We start from the raw sequence: 17,602 nt of genomic DNA on the forward strand, positions 1-17,602 counted from the left end.
TTTGCGAGACCGCCGGCCGAGGGAAAGATGGCGACAAGGCGTGGCCGTAAGCGCCTCCTGGAGGAAGCAGGCGCGGGCTGGGCTGCTCGCGGAGTTTTCAGATTTCGCAGCGGGTCAAATTCAAAGCCTTGAGCAAGCCGCCGAACGCCTTGAGCCGACAGGGCTCAGTCGAGCCGGCGGCCTTTGCGCGCTGAACATTGGCGGTCCGCTTGACAACGATTGGCTTTGGCTTCGGCTTGGGAGGTTTGACGGCCGCGATCGTCTTCGGATCCGGCCGATGACGGACGATCGCTTCCGGCGCGGGCGAGCGGACATGGATGTCCTTGGGAGCACCGGCGTTTTCGACTGAAGCTGCCTCTGTCGGCATCGCGCTGCCCGCAGCGGCAACCTCGAGGCGATCGGCCTTCGCCGGCGCGTCATACGAAGCAGAGAGGTTTGCGCTCTGCCCGGCAAGCGGCTGGATGGTCGCGATGAGGCGACGCGGCGGCGCGCTCAGCTCCATGGCCGACAGCACTCCGACACTGAACAGGATGAGGAGGCCCAACAACGCCATTCTCAGCATAATGCGCCTCTGATCCAAGTTCGTGCCGTCGGAAATTCTCCGCGGCAATGAGGCGGCTTGTCGGCAGCTGCGCGGCGCGCGAGCTATCATTTGCCGACAGGGTTAACGTCGTGATGCCCGCATGGGCCGAGAATGCTCGCGCTCAGGTGTGGGCAGACCGCATCTGGTCACACAAGACGGGTCTGCGAAACCCTGAGCTGAACACCACGAGAGCGATCAGCATGTCTGCTATTCGGGGGAAGCCTGACGTCGCCTGGCGGATTGGCCAACGGCTGCATTGCCCCTAAGCAGTCGTTCGCAGCCTACTTGCGCACGAGAAAAACGCTGGACGGCTCCACCTCGATCAGGAATGCGTCGTTGGCGAGGCTCGGAACCCCGATCCACGTTGCGCAAGGCATATTGTCTTCCGAATGCTGCCCTGAGCGCGCCACTGATTGCTTCGCTTTCGTGCAGATGATCCTGCTTGATGTATAGGCGAAGCGCGCCGACGTCGTTGAGCGTTGCGCCAACCGAAACCAGTGCGACAGCTAGATTTTCAAGGCTCTTTTCAAGTTGACGTCTGATGTCACCGGGACCAACGATTTTTCGATCGGCATCCCAAGCGACTTGGCCGGAAAAATTGGCGACGTCACCGAATGGCGTCCGGACGAGTGCGACCTGAGCAAAGCCATACGGCCGACTTTCAAACAGTCCTGCAACGACCTGGATGGATCGGCTCATTGTAGCTCCTTATCTGTTGGTCGGGCTGAAGACGCCACAACGTAATTGAGCATACAGGCACGATAAACGACACTTCAGCTTGTGGCCCGTCGGAGAAGTGGCCCCGGTTCCTCCACGGCCTGCTCACCGAGCATTGCGGACAAGATTTTCCTAAGTTGGTTCTTCGCAGTTTGACCCAAAGCGGCGCGTCGGCTCATCCCATAGTTCGCCAGCTATAGCACTCCGATGCGGCTGATGTTTTTGCCATCGCTTTAGAGTTGTGGCAATTAATTCACGCTATTGGCTCACCTTGTGGCCTTCGAGCTGGAAACGGTTGGCGAAGGATAGCGTCTAATGTACTTCCTCACTGCCTGTCTGATCGTTGTAGTCGTGAGTGCCGCGGTATCGCTTCGTCGATCTAGAACTCTATCGCAGCCTCAGTGGGCTACCCGGGCCCAGCGGCTCGCAGCGCGGCGGCGGGCGCTTTGGCCAACAATCTGCGCGGGGTTTTTTCTGCTGGGGGTGCTCGGATTTTATCATTTTCAACCCGAGCAAGAAACCACCGCGACGACCTATCTCATGATGCTTGTTGGCTCTTTCTTCGGCGGTTCGCTTCTTGGCGTCATTGGCGGGATGGATTGAGGGAGCGGCGATCAACGCAGGGCAAAACTCGCCGGACTATGACAACCGACAGGCTGCCGTCCTGTTGATGTCCGGATTTGGCCCATCAGCGAAGTTGCGCCGGGGCGGTCGAAGTCCGCTCGTTGAGCCAGAGCGGACCAGATTTGCTCAACTTGAGTTCTTCGCGTTTTGACCCGAAGCTGACCTGACCGCCCACATGAACCGTCATGCGGTAATCACAAATGGATGGCGTATCCCCTGATCTCATTTCTTGATCTTGCCGGTTACGAATGAAATCAATTGCCTGATCGTCGCCTCGCCATGCTCAAAGAAGCAGCGCTCAACCGTCGCTGCAACACTCATCTCAACATCGCGGGTCAACTGTATGTTGAGTCGAGTCATCGGAGGCTGGCGATAGAAAGTTATCTGCTCGCCCCAGAAATCCTTCAGATCGGACGCCTCGAATTGGTATATATCGGGCGCCGATTGCCGGGATGGCGACCTGAGTTGCGAAATGCCGGGAAACTCGGTGGCCGTCGGCGTATAGTCGACAAAGAGCCGCTGCCGCACGACCGGCTCGATGGTCTGGTTGGTTAAGATTACCTGTCCAATTTCCAGGCACGCCGGAATTGCAAATGGGGGCGTGAAGAAAACGGACGCATTATTGGGAAGTATTAGTGTTGATTCTGCCAATTGATCCGGCTTCTTTTGATAGCCGCTGATCGAATTGATTTCGCCTCGCTCGAACGCAATGGTCGTTGCCCCAAACCGGAGCTCTAACAATCCCGATTGCGCCTTTTGCGTTGGAGACGGCTCAATCGATACTGCATGCACTTGAGTGCTCGACAGAATGCCCCAATAGATGGCGACCCAAAACGAGATCAGAAGCCGCTGCATTGGTGCGCCGGCCACAGGGAATTTCGACAACCATTGGTTGTGCAACAAGACGCGCTATTCTTCGGTAAATTTCCAGATGCAGTTCCGCTTTTGGCCCATGGCGTCGGCTGGCGCAGTGCAGCGGCGGTCTGGAGTTGGAGGTAGAGCAGAAGTCATCGCCTCGGGTGCAGACTGCCGCCTTTGACCCATAATTGACGTTGCTGGAGCCTTCCCCAACGGCCTCGGGACGAGCGTTGTTGTTGCTCGAATTAGGTCCGTGAATTGGAAGAGTAACGATCGTTCTGCAGCCAGTATTCAGTCACTTCAAATTGATTGGCCGGCCAATCTTCTTCTGTTGGACGTCGCGCGATCTGCCGAATACCCGCCCGCGCAAGATCATCTACTTTCAAGGCTAGGGCCCGGTAAGTTGATCGCTCAATCCGGGGGCGTAAGCGCCTGCCCGGCGATCGCGAACGCGCCGTGAGGCGACCACGACCGTCTACCCCTGAATGTCAACTACTAAACATTGAAGTGTGCGCTCGTATGGTACCGATGCCTCGTCTTATTGGCAGGAGGCGGGATGGCACCGGTGATCAATGCAACTTCGTAAGCATTCCGAGTCCACGGTAGCCTTTTCGCTAGGCGTAATTTCGTCCGGACGCTAAGGCGGGTCCGGGTGCTTAATTCACCGATCTCCTTGTGGAAGCGCTCGGCGGAATTCCCCACCCGGATCGGCTAAAGCAGTTCAGTTTGATCGGAGATTGGCAGATGATAGCGGATGATGCTCTGCCCTATCGGCTGGCTAATGGTCTCAATGTCGAGACAGCCTGGCTGAAACAACATGGCCCCACGATCTTCGTCGCGCTCGAATTGAAAGAACATGTCAGCTGCTTCGAGGCGCCCGGCGCGCCACGGTCGGCTGGGGAGCACATTCATGGCGCTGTCGGCTGAAACATTGGGTGCGCGGCTGCTGTCGCCGAAGTGGAGCATCGCCATTGACGGTGTTGACGAGGTGCAGCGTCAGGTAATTCTTGATCGCATGAAAGAACTCCATTTCGCTCCACGCGATACTTTATTCGACCAAGGCGAGCCGAGCGATACTCTACTTTTGATTACCAAGGGCCGCGTGCGGTTATTCCAAACCCTCGACAACGGCGAAGAGTTCACCTTTGGCATCAGCCTGCCGGGCACTGTTTTGGGGCTGGCTTCGTTGGTAACTGGACAACCGCGGGTACTCTCGGCCACGGCGCTGGAGGGGACGTCGATCTCCGTGATGACACGTAACGACTTTCGTTTTTGCCTCACGACAATCCCCGCCTTCCATTGGAATATCACGCGCCTGCTTGCAATCCTCTCTATTGAAAGCATCGAGCGCAGCGGACCGATGGCGCTGGATTCGGCCCCAGTGCGGCTCGGGTCAGCGCTCAAATCGCTTGCGCGACGGGAGAGTGCCCGAGGAGTGCAAGAGCTCGCGATCTCTGGTGTCACCCAGCAGGAACTCGCAAAAATGGTCGGCGTCAGCCGGAGCTGGGTTGCGATCGCCCTGTCCGAATTTGAGCGGCATGGGCTTATCTCGAAACGTCGCGGCCGCATCGTAATCGAGAGTGTCAAGCGGCTGGACGGTTTCATTGCTGCAGAGCGTAACATTGAGCGGAGATCTTCATGAGCGTCTACATCATCGCACAACTGAAATTCAAGAAACGCGAGGTCTATGACGGCTATCAGGCGCGCTTCCTTGGCGTGTTCGAGAAGTTCAACGGCAAGGTCCTGGTTGCGGATGAGAATCCAGTCGTATTGGAAGGCGAGTGGCCCCGCGACAAGGTCGTACTGCTTGAGTTCCCTGACAAAGACTCGGCCCAGCAATTTCACGAGTCACCCGAGTACCAGGCGATCGCCGTGGATCGCAAAGCGGGTGCCGATGGGATAGTGCTGATGTTGCAGGGCTTTTCAAAGCAACGATAGCAAGCACTCGATCAACCATTCTCCTTCATTCACTATAGGTGACACGATGTCGCGCAATGACGCCGCGTTGATTACATTCGACGGCTCTGTCGCTACCATTACCCTGAACCGACCGGACGATCTCAATTCGCTCAACCTGGCCGCTGCGAAAAAGCTCCAGCAGCTTGGCGAAGAAGTGGAAGCCAACCCTCACATCAAGGTGGTGGTAATCCAAGGCGAAGGGCGCGCTTTCTCAGCCGGCGGCGACCTGCGAACTCTTGGTGCAGCGGCCGAAGCAAACAAGATTGCGCCGGTGGTTGGACAAATGCTGCACCACTATCACGCCTTCATCGAGAGGGTGCGCCGGATGCCAAAGATTGTACTCTCAAGCGTGCATGGTTCGGCGGCAGGAGCGGGTATGGGCCTTGCGTTCATCGCTGATCTATGCATCGCCGCGGAGGACGCGAAGTTTACGCCGGGATACGCGAAGATCGGCGTCTCGCCGGACGGCGGCAGTACAGTTGGTATGGTAGGCACCGTTGGCGTACGCCGCGCCTTCCAGATATTTCTTGCTGAAGATAGCTTTACCGCTCAGCAGGCGTTCGAATGGGGACTTGTGGCGAAAGTCGTCCCGACGGCTGAGCTAAGAGCGGAAACGAAGAAATTCGCGATGCGGCTGGCAAACAATCCGGCCGCAGCAATTGCTGGGACCAAGACGCTGCTCTACCAGGCGGCGACCACTGCAACGAAGGCACAGCTTGATGCCGAGGAGGAGAAGATCATCGGCTGCATGCTCACGGAAGAATTCCGCGTTGCCGTGAGAAAGTTCACCGCAAAATCGCAGTGATCGACCCTGACGATGCACAAGACCACACTCCGTTTGCTGTCGAGTGAGATACAATGTCATCCAATGAAGTCGAGCAAACCTGCAATGTGAATACACTCGTCGATAGCTATTGCGCGGCATGGAATGAGCGCGACGGGATCAAGCGCTTGGTGATGCTGGCTGAGGTCCTCACACCGGACGTTCGATACGTCGATCCTGCGGTCGAACTATCCGGCCGAGAAGCTCTGGCGACCCACATCGATGTCGTCTTCGCCCGGTATCCCGGTTCGGGGATACTGCGCACCACGCGCATCGACCGACATCACAACAGGGCACGCTTCGGCTGGAGAAAGGTTCTGGCTGACGGATCGCTGCTGGCCGACAGTGTTGATTTCGTTGAGTTCGCCAGGTGCGGGAAGATATGTCTGATCGTCGGTTTTTTCGGACCGCTCATTGCCTGCGAGTGAATGAGGCGCGACAAGCAGGTGAATCACAGGCCGACGTCACCTGAGCAACGTCGGGCGAGATGCCATGCGCGCCCTGCCACGCCAACGAACCGCTAACGCTTCCGCACTGGAAAAGTCCAAACAGGCGACGCACCGTCCCAGCCGCGAAGGCGGCCCGACAGCCGCACGTTCAGCCCGGCTTCCTCGATCCGCTCGAGAAAAAGATGCAGCGCGATCACGTCTGACAGCTCCACACAGTCGCGCTTCCGCAACCACACGGCGCCCGGGAAGCGGAACAAGTTCGCCTTCAGCCATCGCCCGCTGCGCACCGTCAGCGGTTCTAAGTCGACCTGGGTTCCGGCCCAAGTATGCAATGTTGCGATCTCGGTTCATACTACGGATCGGTCAGGAGATTTTGATGTTCGTTCCCACCCTGCTTGCCGAAACACGTCCTGACGTCCTCTGGGAGCTTATGAGGCAAAATCCGCTCGGGACAATTGTGGTCGGGGGCGATCAGCTAGATGCGAACCACCTACCATTTGAAATTGATCGGCAACGCAACACGCTGCAAACGCACGCCTCCCGATCAAACGATTTAGCCCGTTGCGCTGGTGAAAACGCCTTGGTGATTTTTCAGGGGCCGAACCACTACATCTCGCCGGGATGGCAGCCTGGTCGCGCGAGACATGGCCGTGTGGCTCCAAGCTGGAACTATGCTGTCGTGCATGCTTATGGTCGCATCAATCTGATCGATGACGAGCGGTGGTTACTCAAACATCTCGACGCGCTTGCCAAGCCTCACGAGGCTCACAGAACCGATCCTTGGGATGTGTCATCAGCGCCCGCGGATTTCGTGGGCGGTCTCATCAAGCGCATCATTGGAATCGAAATTCACGTTGATCGCCTGATCGGTAAGAGTCAGGCGTGCCAGCAGTATAATGCGGCGACGCGTGAGGGGGTTATAGCAGGGCTTAAATCTGAGGGGTCAGCGAAGGGCGCCGCGATGGCCAACATCGTGGCAGAAGCGTCCACGCCCCGATCAACTGCAAACGAGACGGAATAGGTCGCTCTATTCGCAGCCTCTTTTTACTGATGCGATCACGTCATGTCGCCTGTTGGCCCGTCGCCGACACGCAGGGGCGAGCTGGCGATGTCCGGGCTTCAAGGCAGAACGGACGCGGCCTGTGTTGCGGCTCATCTGTTGTGACCGCACGCCGGGCGTATCCGGCATCGCATGATGCTCAGCCGCGTTGGCCAAACCGTGCAGCCTCACGCGTAGGCCACCCAGCCACGGAATGTGAAACCGGTATAGAACAGGGTCGGCTCCGAGAAGCCGGCCTCGCGCAAAATCGTCTCGTCCTGCGCGGGCGTGAGGATTTCCAGATGATTGGTGACGGCGTCTCGTGCGGCTGCCGCCCTGTCAGGCTCGACGCCGGAGAAGGCGAGGAACGCGGAATACCGCGACAGCCATAGCGGGCGCTCGTTTTCGCCATCAGGCGCGCTTAAATGCGCGACCACGAAGGGCGCGCGCGGCTTGAGCCGTCGGCGGACCTCCGAGACGATGCGGCGCCGCTCCGCGACGTCCACGAAGTGCAGCGTCAACAGGCAGCTGGCGCCGTCAAACGGTCCCTCCGGTGCATCGTCGATGTAGCCTTGATGAAAGCGCGCGCGCGATGCGAGCGGGCCCAGGGTTTGCCCGGCGAGCGCCAGCATCGCCGCGGAGGGGTCCACCCCGTCGAAGCTCCAGCGCGGCTGCGCCTGTGCAAACGTCTTCAGTTCGAGGCCGCCGCCGGCGCCGAGCACGAGGATTCGCGCATCTTCGCGCGCGCGCTCGTGCAGCAGGATCGCCGCCATCGACAGCATGGCATTGTAGCCGGGCACGAAGCGCGGCGGTCCTTCCGTGTATCGCGCCACGGCCTGCGGATCGGAGAACATGGCTTGAATGTCGGTCATGATGCGTCCTTGAATGGTCCGATCACGCACCATGTGCGCGCAGGCCCTGATGCTTGCGGGACCCGAGGCGCTTGCGAAACTCCTCGGCCAGCATCGCCAGCGTGACCTTGCCGAGGCGCGACAGCAGCAGCGCCTCGGCTTCGCCAAAGGCCTGATCGAGCGCGGCGTTGACGGCCTGTTCGACGAGGCAGCCGGGTGCCTTCGTCCGGTTGCCCATGGCCAGCAGCGCCGGGCTGCCGAGCGCGGTGTAGACGTCGCGCAGCGTCACCTTCGAAAGGTCGCAGGCAAGCGTCCAGCCGCCGCCATGGCCCTTTTCGGAGCGGACGTAACCGAGCTCCCGCAGGCCGGCCATGATGCGCCGGATCACCACCGGGTTGGTGTCCATCGCCTTTGCCAACGTCTCGGACGTGAACGGGCCGGGTTGTTGCGCCATGTGCAGCAGAATGTGGAGCACGCCGGATAAGCGGGAGTCGCGTCTCATGCAACTTTATATGTGACATAACTCGCACGGGTCAAGGGGGTAGGATTTGCGACCTTCGCGTCCTCATGGACCGTGTGTTGTCTCCCCAGGGGAAATCCACAATTGGCCATCACGACGGATCGACGATTCTTCCGCTCGCCCGCGGGATGCGGAGACGCAGGAGCTGTTGTCCTCCGTCGCAGCAAGCCAGCCGGGGCTGAGTCTCAGGTTGTTGCCGGTTTTTCCTGCATCCTTAGATTGCTGAAATACCGAAAATTCGTGCCCTCGGGGTTGTCCGAGAAAACATAACTTAACGATTTGCCTGCAATTTAATCATCCCGCCCAAGCGTTCATCACGCCGACGCTCGTCGATGTCGCAAAAGACCTCCAGGAATACTGCATGTCGAAGCCCGGCTTCTACCACGCGGCACTTCTCGTAGCGGCGATCGCCTCCACAGCGTCATGTCTCGTCGGTTTCAGCACCATCGGCTTCGGCGCCGCGGTGGTCGGCGAGAGCCGCAAGGTCGAGATACCTCAGAACGCTCGGAGCGGTCTCGACGCGCTGAAGGCGCAATACCGCCGGCCGGTGACGATTCCATTTCCAAGGGAAAATCCCTACACGCCTGAGAAGGCGGCGCTGGGTAAGAAGCTCTACTTCGACACCCGCCTGTCGGTCACGTCAGCACAATCATGTGCGAGCTGCCACAGCCCGGGCTTCGGCTGGGGCGATGGGCTCGCAGTCGGCGTCGGCCACGGCATGGTCAATCTTGGTCGTCATTCGCCCACCATCATCAATGCCGCCTGGAGCGCGATCTTCATGTGGGATGGGCGACTGCCGACGCTGGAAGAGCAGGCGCTCGGTCCGATTCAGTCTCCTGGCGAGATGAACATGAAGCTCGACCAGCTGATGGAACGGCTTGCGGCGATACCGGAATACAAGCCGATGTTCGAGGCGGCGTTCCCCGGCGAAGGCATGAAGTCCAAGACGCTTGGCCAGGCGATCGCCACTTACGAGCGCACGGTAGTCTCCGAGCGCGCGCCGTTTGATGCCTGGATCGAGGGGGACGAGAAGGCGATCTCCTCGGAAGCCAAGCGAGGCTTTGAAGTTTTCAATGGCAAGGCGCAATGCGCCGCCTGTCACGAAGGCTGGAACTTCACCAATGAGGGGTTCCAGGACATCGGCCTGCCGAGCAAGGACGTTGGTCGTGGCGAATTTCTACCCGGTGTCATCAAGATGCAGCACGCCTTCAAGACGCCCGGCTTGCGAGAGATCACTCACCGCAGCCCCTTCATGCACGACGGCTCCTTGGCCACGCTCGAGCAGGTGATCGATCATTACGACCATGCCGGCGTCGACCGGCCGAGCCGGTCGGATCTGATGCGACCGCTCGAATTGAGCGCGCAGGAGAAGGCCGACCTCGTCGCGTTTCTCAAGACCTTGACCAGCGAACTCGGCCCAACCGCCGTGCCGGTCCTTCCCCGTTAGCCTATCAAAGTAAGGATATTCCATGCGCACGCTCGCCTTGTTTACTGGAGTCATCATGTGCGGTCTTTCGGTGGGCGCTTACGCCGCAACCGAAGTGATCCATCAGCGAGGCAGGGTGTTCTCGTCCGAGACCCTTTCGGTCAAGAAGGGCAGTGCGGTCACGTTCCTCAACGACGATACCGTGCCGCATAACATCATGTCAGCCAGCAAGGGCAACGAGTTCAATCTCGGCTCGCAGACGCCGGGAACGTCGACCGACGTCACCTTCAAGGAATCCGGCGACGTCCAGGTGATCTGCGCGATCCATCCGCGCATGAAGATGATGGTCAAGGTGACTGAATAGCGGCCGCCCTGCACCGGAGATTGATGATGTCGATACGCTACAAGATATTCGGTGCTTTCAGCGTCGTGGTCCTGCTTGCCTGCGCCATTGCATTCTACGGCATTCGGAGCATCGGCAACGCCGGCGACACGGTGGTCCGGCTCTATGACGGCCCGCTCATGGGCATCAACCACGCGCGTTCGGCGCATGCCGCGTTGCACGAGGCGCGCCTGGTGTTGCAACGCAGCCTCCTTGCAGGTGCCTCGAGCGGCATGGTCGAAAAGTTCGAGAAGCTGGTGCGCAGCGGCTTCGACGATCTCGGCGTGGTGCGCGAGCGAGCTCCATCGCCGTCCGTCGCAGCCGCGCGCGAAAAGGTCGAGAGCGAGCTCAAGGACTGGTCGAATGCTGCCCTGAAGATCCTGAAGCCGTCTCGCGGAGGCGTGCACGAAATCCCGACCAGCTTTCTGCTCGCGCAGCAGGGCGACAAGCTGATGGCCTCGATCGACGATCTGGTCGAACTCGTCGCCGCCTACGGCTATGAATTCCGCACGGCCGCAGAGGCCGCGGTGGAGCAGGCCCGCACGACGATGCTTTCGGTCGCCTTGGGCACGGTGGCCGTCGGACTGATCATCGCACTGGCATTCTCCTACTCCATGAGCCGGCCGATTTCGGCGGCGGTGCGCATCGCCGAGCGCGTTGCGGCCGGCAATCTTTCGGACGACATTTCGGTGCGTCGTCGCGATGAGCTTGGCCGCCTCTTGAAGTCGCTTGCCGTGATGCAGACCAGCCTCAAGGCTCGCGCCGACGACGACCTCGCCTTGATCGCAGCCAAGGACCAAAGCAGCGCTGAGCAGATCGGCCGCCGTCAGCGCATGGAAACAGAGATTGATGCCTTCCGGTCCGCCTTTGGCACGGTCCTGAGCAACACCGATCGCATGACCGGAGAGCTCACGGACACGGCGCAGAACCTCGCAGCCACCTCGCGCACCGCCGGAACACAATCGAACCAGGCCGCCTCCACGGCGCAGGAAACCTCGGCCAGCGTGCAAACGGTCGCCAGTGCCGCCAGCCAACTCGGCGCGTCCGCGCAGGCGATTACCTCTCAACTGACCGACGCCACGGCGATCGTGCAGCGTGCCTCGGATATGGCCGAATCCGCCAATCAGACTATCGGCAGGCTAGCTGCGGCCGCTCAGCAGATCGATGAGGTCGTCGGGTTCATTCGTACCATCGCGGGGCAGACCAATCTCCTGGCGCTCAATGCAACGATCGAGGCGGCGCGGGCCGGCGAAGCGGGCCGGGGCTTCGCCGTGGTGGCCTCGGAGGTGAAGGCCCTCGCGACCCAGACGGCAAAGGCCACCGAGGAGATCTCCTCCCAAATCACCGATGTGCAGTCCGCCACGCGCCAAGCCGTCGATAACGTCGGCGCCATTGCGCTCATCATTGGGGACATCGACAAGTTCACCGGCCGCATCGCTGCCGCGGTCGATCAGCAGAATGCCGCCGCGAGCGAGATCTCGCGAAATATCGGCGATGCCGCGAACGGTACGGCGTTCGTCGCACGCAGCATCGCCGGCACGGCGGAGGCGACGGATAACGCCAATCGCTCGGCTGACCTGGTCCTCGCCACTGCGCACGACCTTTCCCATCAGGCAGCCCAGCTCCGCGCCTCGGTCGACCGCTTCATTGCAAACGTGGCGGCCTGAAGGAGGCGAGGGCGCCTCTCGCCCATCCGGGCACAGGCGCAAGATGCCATCATGCCCGTGTTTTGCCCGACGGAGCAACACGTCTCCGCCTGGTGGATTGAGCGCTTCGCGCGTGCTTTAACTCATTGATTCCGCTAGCCCCGGCTACTGTGCATGGGGTTGTTTTCGACTTTTTGTTTCGGCACGCCCAAAAGACCAAGATCGCCATGCTGATTTGTCACGGTGACGCCGCCGCGCGCGAGGGCAACAATCGGCTAGGCAACGCGTGGACTTTTCCTCCTGACCCGGCGCGGCGCCCTTTTTCATCCATCCATTTTTCGGAGGCGCACCATGCAGGTTTACAATGTGGTCAAGTTCAAGGTGAAGCCGGGTGAGGAAGCCGCCTTCCTCGACGCGCACCGGAATGGCAAGGCCAAATGGCCGGGCCTGGAGCACGGGGTCATCATCAAGACCGGCGAGCAGACCTTCTGCCTCATCGGTGCATGGTCCAGCCAGGATGCGCTGCTCGCGGCACGATCGGCGATGATCAAGACCCTCGACAGTTTCAGGTCCGTGCTCGAGGATCAGGGCAACGGCCGCGGCGTGACGGACGCCGTCTCGGGCGAGGTGGTGCTCGATCTTTAGCAGGCGAGCGGCCCGCTACTTCATCACCCGCAAGCCCTTGGTCGTGAACCGCTGGGGCTTCTCGCCCGGACGGACCGGCCGCCGCGTGCCGGCGGCCTTGCCGGTGCCGGGCGGCTGGTGCGTGGGGACGAGCTGGTGCGGCTGCGAGCCGATCAAATCGGCGCGGCCCATCTCTTTCAGCGCCTCGCGCAGCACCGGCCAATTGTCGGGATCGTGATAGCGCAGAAACGCCTTGTGCAGGCGGCGCTGGCGCAGGCCCTTGATCGCCTCGACCTTGTCGCTGCCGCCGCGGCGCACGCCGCGCAAGGGATTGACGCCGGTGTGGTACATCGCCGTCGCCGTCGCCATCGGCGAGGGCAGGAAGGTCTGCACCTGATCCGCGCGATAGCGGTTCTTCTTGAGCCACAGCGCGAGGTTCATCATGTCCTCGTCGGTCGTGCCCGGATGTGCCGCGATGAAATAGGGGATCAGGTAATATTTCTTGCCGGCCTGCTCGGCCGCGGCATCGAACATCCGCTTGAAGCGGTCATAGGCGCCGATGCCGGGCTTCATCATCTTGTCGAGTGGACCGCGCTCGGTATGCTCCGGCGCGATCTTCAGATAGCCGCCGACGTGATGGGTGACGAGCTCCTTGATGTATTCGGGGCTCTCGACCGCGAGGTCGTAGCGCACGCCGGAGGCCACCATCACCTTCTTGATGCCCTTGGTCTCGCGCACCTTGCGATAGAGCCGGATCAGATCGTCATGCGAGGTGTTGAGATTCGGGCAAATCTCGGGGAAGACGCAGGACGGCCGCCGGCACGCCGCCTCGACCTTCGGGTCCTTGCAAGCCATCCGGTACATGTTCGCGGTGGGGCCGCCGATGTCGGAGATCACGCCGGTGAAGCCGGGCGTCTTGTCGCGGATCTTCTCGATCTCGCGCAAAATAGAACCCTCGGAGCGGTTCTGGATGATGCGGCCCTCGTGCTCGGTGATCGAGCAGAAGGTGCAGCCGCCAAAGCAGCCGCGCATGATCGTCACGGAGAACTTGATCATGTCCCAGGCGGGAATCTTGGCGTCGCCATAGGACGGATGCGGGGCGCGCGCATAGGGCAGATCGTAGACTGCATCCATCTCGTCGCTTGTCAGCGGGATCGGCGGCGGGTTGAGCCAGAGGTCGCGGTCGCCATGACGCTGCACCAGCGGCCGCGCATTGCCGGGATTGCTCTCCCGGTGCAGCACGCGTGACGCGCGGGCATAAGCTTCCTTGTCTTGCTCGACCTGCTCCAGCGCCGGCAGCCGGATCACACTCGCGCCCTTCTGGCGCGTTGCGCCCTCGTCCGCGGAATCGAGATCGTCGGCGTGCAGCTCCGTGTAATCCTGGGGCACCCTGCGGAACAAGGCGACGCCCCTGATGTCGTCGAGGGCGCGCGCCGCTTCGCCGGCGGCAAGGCGGTTGGCTACCTCGACCACGGCACGCTCAGCATTGCCGTAGAGCAGCAAGTCGGCCTTGGCGTCGGCGAGCACCGAGCGGCGCACCTTGTCGGACCAATAGTCGTAATGCGCGATCCGGCGCAGCGAAGCCTCGATGCCGCCGAGCACGATCGGCACGTCCTTGAACGCCTCGCGGCAGCGCTGCGCATAGACGACGGTGCAGCGGTCCGGCCGCTTGCCGCCTTCGCCGCCGGCTGTATAGGCGTCGTCATGGCGCAGGCGGCGATCCGCGGTGTACCGGTTCACCATGGAATCCATGTTGCCGCCGGTGACGCCGAAGAACACGCGTGGCTTGCCGAGTGCCTTGAACGGCTCGGCCGAGTGCCAGTCGGGCTGGGAGATGATGCCGACGCGGAAGCCTTGCGCCTCCAGCAGCCGGCCGATGATCGCCATGCCGAAGCTCGGATGGTCGACATAGGCGTCCCCGGTCACCAGCACGATGTCGCAGGCGTCCCAGCCGAGCGTATCCATCTCGGCGCGGCTCATCGGGAGGAACGGCGCCGGCTTGCGCGGGCGAGCCTGAGCCATCAGCGGCGTCTGGGCGGTAACGATCTGGGTGTCCATGGCGCCTACGCATAGGACTCCAGGCCCGTGAATTCAACCGGCAGGGACGCCGTCTTTGCCGATTAAGGTTCCCCCGTGGCGCAGAATTCGGCTGTACGCCGCGCGCGGGATGGCGCGGTTCGGACTGTGACGCCATCCACATACCGGCCGGCGCCGCCGCGTCACTCTCCGCCTCGTTGAGAGGGAGGGATCCATGTTTCTGGTCGACGCGCTGCTGATCCTGGCGATGTTGTTTTTCCTGTTTCTGCCGATCACCGATCGCAGGACGGTGCGGATGAGGCTCTGCATGGTCTGCGCGCTGCTAGCGGTGTTCTCGGCCTCGGTCACCCGCGCCCGTGTCGTGCCGGTGCTGCTCGCAGGCCTCGCTTCGTCCCCTGAAGCACTGCGGCCGCCGCCTATGTTCACAAGCGATCCGGCTTCCAGGCACTCACCGCGCTCGACATGGGACGTGCACTTGCTCCATGGGCAGGGAAAGTTCTGAGGCCGTCCAAAGTGGTCGCTGCCGTAGTTCCATCGATCCAACCCTTGTGGTTCATTTGCAGGAACGAACCGCCGCCGCGGACATTCTGACCCAGGCACCGGCGCGAGCACGCTCGCGCACGTCTCGATGATCCCGGCGCCAGTGTCGCAACGGGATTTTTGGCCTCGATGCTCGCTTCGGGGCGATGGGGGACTTGTGAGCACGGTCATAGAGAACTTGCTGTTGCGGAAGCAGAAGCTCGTGGAACAGCTCGACAAGGCGCCGTCGGCCGAGGACCGCGACAAGATCGAGCACCAGCTCGATCAGATCAATACCGCGCTGGATTTTCTGGCCAGGCCGGGATCGAAGGACGCGCGATAGGCGCGCTCATTCCACTTTGAGCGCTCTTGCGTAGACCAGGCCGGAATTGGTGATGTGCGTGGTCATCAGTTCTTCGAAGGCGGTGAACTCGCCGCGCGCGAACAAATCGAGCAGCTTGCGATGCTCGTCGAACGACGTGCGGGTCCTGACGTCGATCGGCGAGGTCAGATTGGTGCGGAGCGCGGCGACGCGGCCGGACACCAGCTGATAGGATTCGGCGAGGTAGCGGTTGCCGCAATGGGTGAACAGCGCCTCGTGAAAGGCCGCATCGGCGCGGCCATAAGCGATGTTGTCCTTCGTCGAGATCGCCGGCTCCATCGCCGCGACCGCCGCGGTCATCGAGGCGGCCGCACCGTCGCGATCGTGGCGATAAGCGAGTTCGGCCGCCTTGGGTTCGAGCGCGATGCGGAACGTGCAGAGCGCAGTGATGTCATCGGCGCTCGGCGTGAACACAAAACTGCCGACCTGGGGGCGGATCACCACGAGGCCCTGCGCCTGCAGCTGGCCCATGGCCTCGCGCACCGGCGTGCGGCTGACGCCAAAGGAATTCGCCACCATCTCCTCGGAGATGGCGGCCCCTAACGCGAACTCGCCCTCTATGATCGCCTGCCGCAACTGCTGCATCACCCGCTGCGACAGCGATTTCGGCGTATCGAGCTTGAGCGATCGCATTTCCTTCTCTCAGATCACCTTGCCGGGATTGAGCAAGTGATCCGGATCGAGCGCGGCCTTCAACGTCCGCATCAGCGCGATCTCGGCCTCGCTCCGGGCATGCCCCAGCCACTTCTTCTTCAGCGTGCCGATGCCGTGCTCGGCGGAGACGCTGCCGCTGAGCTCACGGACGAGACCGTAAATGATCATGTCCATCTCTTCCTTCGGCTGCTGCTCGATAGAAAGGCCGGTGACCCAGGACACCAGATGCAGATTGCCATCCCCGATATGGCCGTAATAGACGCTCTCGCAACCCTTGATGCCGGAAGTCAGCGCCGCCTTGCAGCGCGTGACGAACTCGTCCATCCGCTGGACTGCAAGGCCGATATCGTAGGAGATATGCGGGCCCAGCACCTGGCCGAATTCGGCGCAGATGTCGCGCACGCGCCAGAAGCTCTGCGTCTGCGCCAGCGATTGTGCGACGGCGGCATCCGCCAGCAACCCGCGCTCCATCAGCTCTTCGAGCCAGGCCTGGAAGCGCGGCGCGTCGAGATTCTCATCGGTGCCTTGCGCCTCCACCAGCACGTAGAGGCCGTGGCCCGCGGCGACCGGCGGCTTCACGCCGGCGCGATTTGTGATCACGTCCCAATAGTCCGGCCACATCACCTCGAAGGCCGACAGCAGTGGGCCGAGCCCGCTGCGCGCCGCGTCCAGCAGCGCGATCACCGCGGCATAGTCCTTCAGCGCGCAGAGCGCAGCCATGGTCGAGCGCGGCTTCGGGAACAGTTTCAGTACCACGCGGGTGATGATGCCGAGCGTGCCTTCCGAGCCGATGAACAGATGCTTCAGATCGTAGCCGGCATTGTTCTTCATCAGCTTGTTGAGGCTGGTCATGACGGTGCCGTCCGGCAGCACCACTTCGAGACCGAGCACCAGCTCGCGCGTCATGCCGTAACGGATCACGCGGTTGCCGCCGGCATTGGTCGAAAGGTTGCCGCCGATCGCACAGGAGCCGCGCGAGCCGAGATCGAGCGGAAAGAAGAAGCCGGCCTCGTCCGCAGCCTTCTGGATCGTCTGCAGCGGCGTACCCGCCTTCACTGTCATCGTCGCCGAGGCAGGGTCGATCTCCTCGATGCCGCTCATGCGCTCCAGCGAGATCGCGACCCAACCTGCTTCGGGCGAAGCGCCGCGGCACAGCCCGGTCAGTCCACCCTGCGGCACGAAGGGCAGGCGGGCCTGCCGGCAGGCCAGAATCGCCTCGGCGACACCTTGCGCATCCACGGGGCGGATCACCGCAAGCGGCGTCTGCGGCAGGCTCGCGCTCCAGTCGTTGCAATTGCGTGCCGGCACGTCGGCGCCGACCAACACGGCTGCTGCGCCGAGCTTGCCGCGGAGCGCCCCGAGCAATTGGTCGGGACGCCCCATGGGGGTCACCATGTCCATGCGAGATCTCCTCGAGATCTGGCTGCGCCGCTCGCGCGCCAAAGGCGGTGGAAAGGGTTTGCGTTGGTCTTGTATGTAAGGTACAAGGCGGAAAGTAAAGCAAAAACA

Annotated in this window: 21 protein-coding genes; 13 read left to right on the forward strand and 8 right to left on the reverse strand. The window is 61.6% G+C overall.

Annotation, left to right across the window (positions count from 1 at the left end):
- Positions 1 to 97 precede the first annotated feature (97 nt).
- Together IVB28_RS02420 and IVB28_RS02425 are read right to left on the reverse strand one after the other, a co-directional pair.
- A complete protein-coding gene (locus IVB28_RS02420) occupies positions 98 to 652 on the reverse strand; it encodes a hypothetical protein (protein WP_247524462.1) in 555 nt (184 codons plus the stop codon).
- Between the two features lie 138 nt (positions 653 to 790).
- The gene (locus tag IVB28_RS02425; protein ID WP_247524463.1) at positions 791 to 1,282 is read right to left on the reverse strand and encodes a RidA family protein; all 492 of its coding nucleotides are present in this window, start codon (positions 1,280 to 1,282) and stop codon (positions 791 to 793) included.
- 333 nt (positions 1,283 to 1,615) lie between these two features.
- On the opposite strand from IVB28_RS02425, the gene IVB28_RS02430 reads away from it, so the two are divergent.
- On the forward strand, positions 1,616 to 1,903 hold the full coding sequence (locus IVB28_RS02430; RefSeq protein WP_247524464.1) for a hypothetical protein: 288 nt from the start codon (positions 1,616 to 1,618) through the stop codon (positions 1,901 to 1,903).
- Between the two features lie 243 nt (positions 1,904 to 2,146).
- On the opposite strand, the gene IVB28_RS02435 is transcribed toward IVB28_RS02430, so the two are convergent.
- Complete coding sequence (locus tag IVB28_RS02435; protein ID WP_247524465.1) at positions 2,147 to 2,827, reverse strand: hypothetical protein; 681 nt, start codon at positions 2,825 to 2,827, stop codon at positions 2,147 to 2,149.
- A gap of 630 nt (positions 2,828 to 3,457) precedes the next feature.
- On the opposite strand from IVB28_RS02435, the gene IVB28_RS02440 reads away from it, so the two are divergent.
- From IVB28_RS02440 to IVB28_RS02465, 6 genes are all read left to right on the forward strand, one after another.
- Positions 3,458 to 3,709, forward strand: coding sequence for a hypothetical protein (locus tag IVB28_RS02440; RefSeq protein WP_247524466.1), 252 nt, complete (start codon positions 3,458 to 3,460; stop codon positions 3,707 to 3,709).
- Positions 3,693 to 4,424: a Crp/Fnr family transcriptional regulator gene (locus tag IVB28_RS02445; RefSeq protein WP_247524467.1), complete on the forward strand. Its 732-nt coding sequence runs from the start codon at positions 3,693 to 3,695 to the stop codon at positions 4,422 to 4,424. The genes IVB28_RS02440 and IVB28_RS02445 overlap by 17 nt, the downstream gene beginning before the upstream one ends.
- Positions 4,421 to 4,720 (forward strand): DUF1330 domain-containing protein, encoded by a 300-nt coding sequence (locus IVB28_RS02450; protein WP_247524468.1) that lies wholly within the window; start codon positions 4,421 to 4,423, stop codon positions 4,718 to 4,720. Before IVB28_RS02445 ends, IVB28_RS02450 begins: the two co-directional genes overlap by 4 nt.
- 46 nt (positions 4,721 to 4,766) lie before the next feature.
- Positions 4,767 to 5,546, forward strand: coding sequence for an enoyl-CoA hydratase-related protein (locus IVB28_RS02455; protein WP_247524469.1), 780 nt, complete (start codon positions 4,767 to 4,769; stop codon positions 5,544 to 5,546).
- Between the two features lie 53 nt (positions 5,547 to 5,599).
- Positions 5,600 to 5,992, forward strand: coding sequence for a nuclear transport factor 2 family protein (locus IVB28_RS02460; RefSeq protein ID WP_247524470.1), 393 nt, complete (start codon positions 5,600 to 5,602; stop codon positions 5,990 to 5,992).
- Positions 5,993 to 6,389: 397 nt separating this feature from the next.
- Complete coding sequence (locus tag IVB28_RS02465; protein ID WP_247524471.1) at positions 6,390 to 7,034, forward strand: FMN-binding negative transcriptional regulator; 645 nt, start codon at positions 6,390 to 6,392, stop codon at positions 7,032 to 7,034.
- 206 nt (positions 7,035 to 7,240) lie between these two features.
- Here the strand turns inward: IVB28_RS02465 and IVB28_RS02470 are convergent, their stop codons facing one another.
- Positions 7,241 to 7,924 (reverse strand): class I SAM-dependent methyltransferase, encoded by a 684-nt coding sequence (locus IVB28_RS02470; protein WP_247524472.1) that lies wholly within the window; start codon positions 7,922 to 7,924, stop codon positions 7,241 to 7,243.
- 22 nt (positions 7,925 to 7,946) lie between these two features.
- Positions 7,947 to 8,405, reverse strand: coding sequence for an Rrf2 family transcriptional regulator (locus IVB28_RS02475; RefSeq protein WP_247524473.1), 459 nt, complete (start codon positions 8,403 to 8,405; stop codon positions 7,947 to 7,949).
- Between the two features lie 379 nt (positions 8,406 to 8,784).
- On the opposite strand from IVB28_RS02475, the gene IVB28_RS02480 reads away from it, so the two are divergent.
- The 4 genes from IVB28_RS02480 (at position 8,785) to IVB28_RS02495 (ending at position 12,522) form a co-directional block, all read left to right on the forward strand.
- The gene (locus tag IVB28_RS02480) at positions 8,785 to 9,870 is read left to right on the forward strand and encodes a cytochrome c peroxidase (RefSeq protein WP_247524474.1); all 1,086 of its coding nucleotides are present in this window, start codon (positions 8,785 to 8,787) and stop codon (positions 9,868 to 9,870) included.
- A gap of 22 nt (positions 9,871 to 9,892) precedes the next feature.
- On the forward strand, positions 9,893 to 10,213 hold the full coding sequence (locus tag IVB28_RS02485; protein WP_247524475.1) for a plastocyanin/azurin family copper-binding protein: 321 nt from the start codon (positions 9,893 to 9,895) through the stop codon (positions 10,211 to 10,213).
- 26 nt (positions 10,214 to 10,239) lie between these two features.
- Complete coding sequence (locus tag IVB28_RS02490; RefSeq protein ID WP_247524476.1) at positions 10,240 to 11,898, forward strand: methyl-accepting chemotaxis protein; 1,659 nt, start codon at positions 10,240 to 10,242, stop codon at positions 11,896 to 11,898.
- A 330-nt stretch (positions 11,899 to 12,228) separates the two neighbouring features.
- Positions 12,229 to 12,522, forward strand: a complete 294-nt coding sequence (locus tag IVB28_RS02495; RefSeq protein ID WP_247524477.1) for an antibiotic biosynthesis monooxygenase — start codon at positions 12,229 to 12,231, stop codon at positions 12,520 to 12,522.
- A gap of 15 nt (positions 12,523 to 12,537) precedes the next feature.
- Here IVB28_RS02495 and IVB28_RS02500 read toward each other — a convergent pair whose 3' ends face one another.
- Entirely contained in the window at positions 12,538 to 14,559 is a 2,022-nt protein-coding gene (locus tag IVB28_RS02500; RefSeq protein WP_247524478.1) for a YgiQ family radical SAM protein, read from the reverse strand.
- 193 nt (positions 14,560 to 14,752) lie between these two features.
- On the opposite strand from IVB28_RS02500, the gene IVB28_RS02505 reads away from it, so the two are divergent.
- On the forward strand, positions 14,753 to 15,040 hold the full coding sequence (locus IVB28_RS02505; RefSeq protein ID WP_247524479.1) for a hypothetical protein: 288 nt from the start codon (positions 14,753 to 14,755) through the stop codon (positions 15,038 to 15,040).
- A gap of 222 nt (positions 15,041 to 15,262) precedes the next feature.
- Positions 15,263 to 15,400, forward strand: coding sequence for a hypothetical protein (locus IVB28_RS02510; protein WP_247524480.1), 138 nt, complete (start codon positions 15,263 to 15,265; stop codon positions 15,398 to 15,400).
- 6 nt (positions 15,401 to 15,406) lie between these two features.
- Here IVB28_RS02510 and IVB28_RS02515 read toward each other — a convergent pair whose 3' ends face one another.
- A complete protein-coding gene (locus tag IVB28_RS02515) occupies positions 15,407 to 16,072 on the reverse strand; it encodes a GntR family transcriptional regulator (RefSeq protein WP_247524481.1) in 666 nt (221 codons plus the stop codon).
- A gap of 9 nt (positions 16,073 to 16,081) precedes the next feature.
- Entirely contained in the window at positions 16,082 to 17,494 is a 1,413-nt protein-coding gene (locus tag IVB28_RS02520) for an FAD-binding oxidoreductase (RefSeq protein ID WP_247524482.1), read from the reverse strand.
- Positions 17,495 to 17,602: the final 108 nt, after the last annotated feature.

It is taken from the genome of Bradyrhizobium sp. 199, assembly GCF_023073355.1.
Taxonomy (GTDB): domain Bacteria; phylum Pseudomonadota; class Alphaproteobacteria; order Rhizobiales; family Xanthobacteraceae; genus Bradyrhizobium.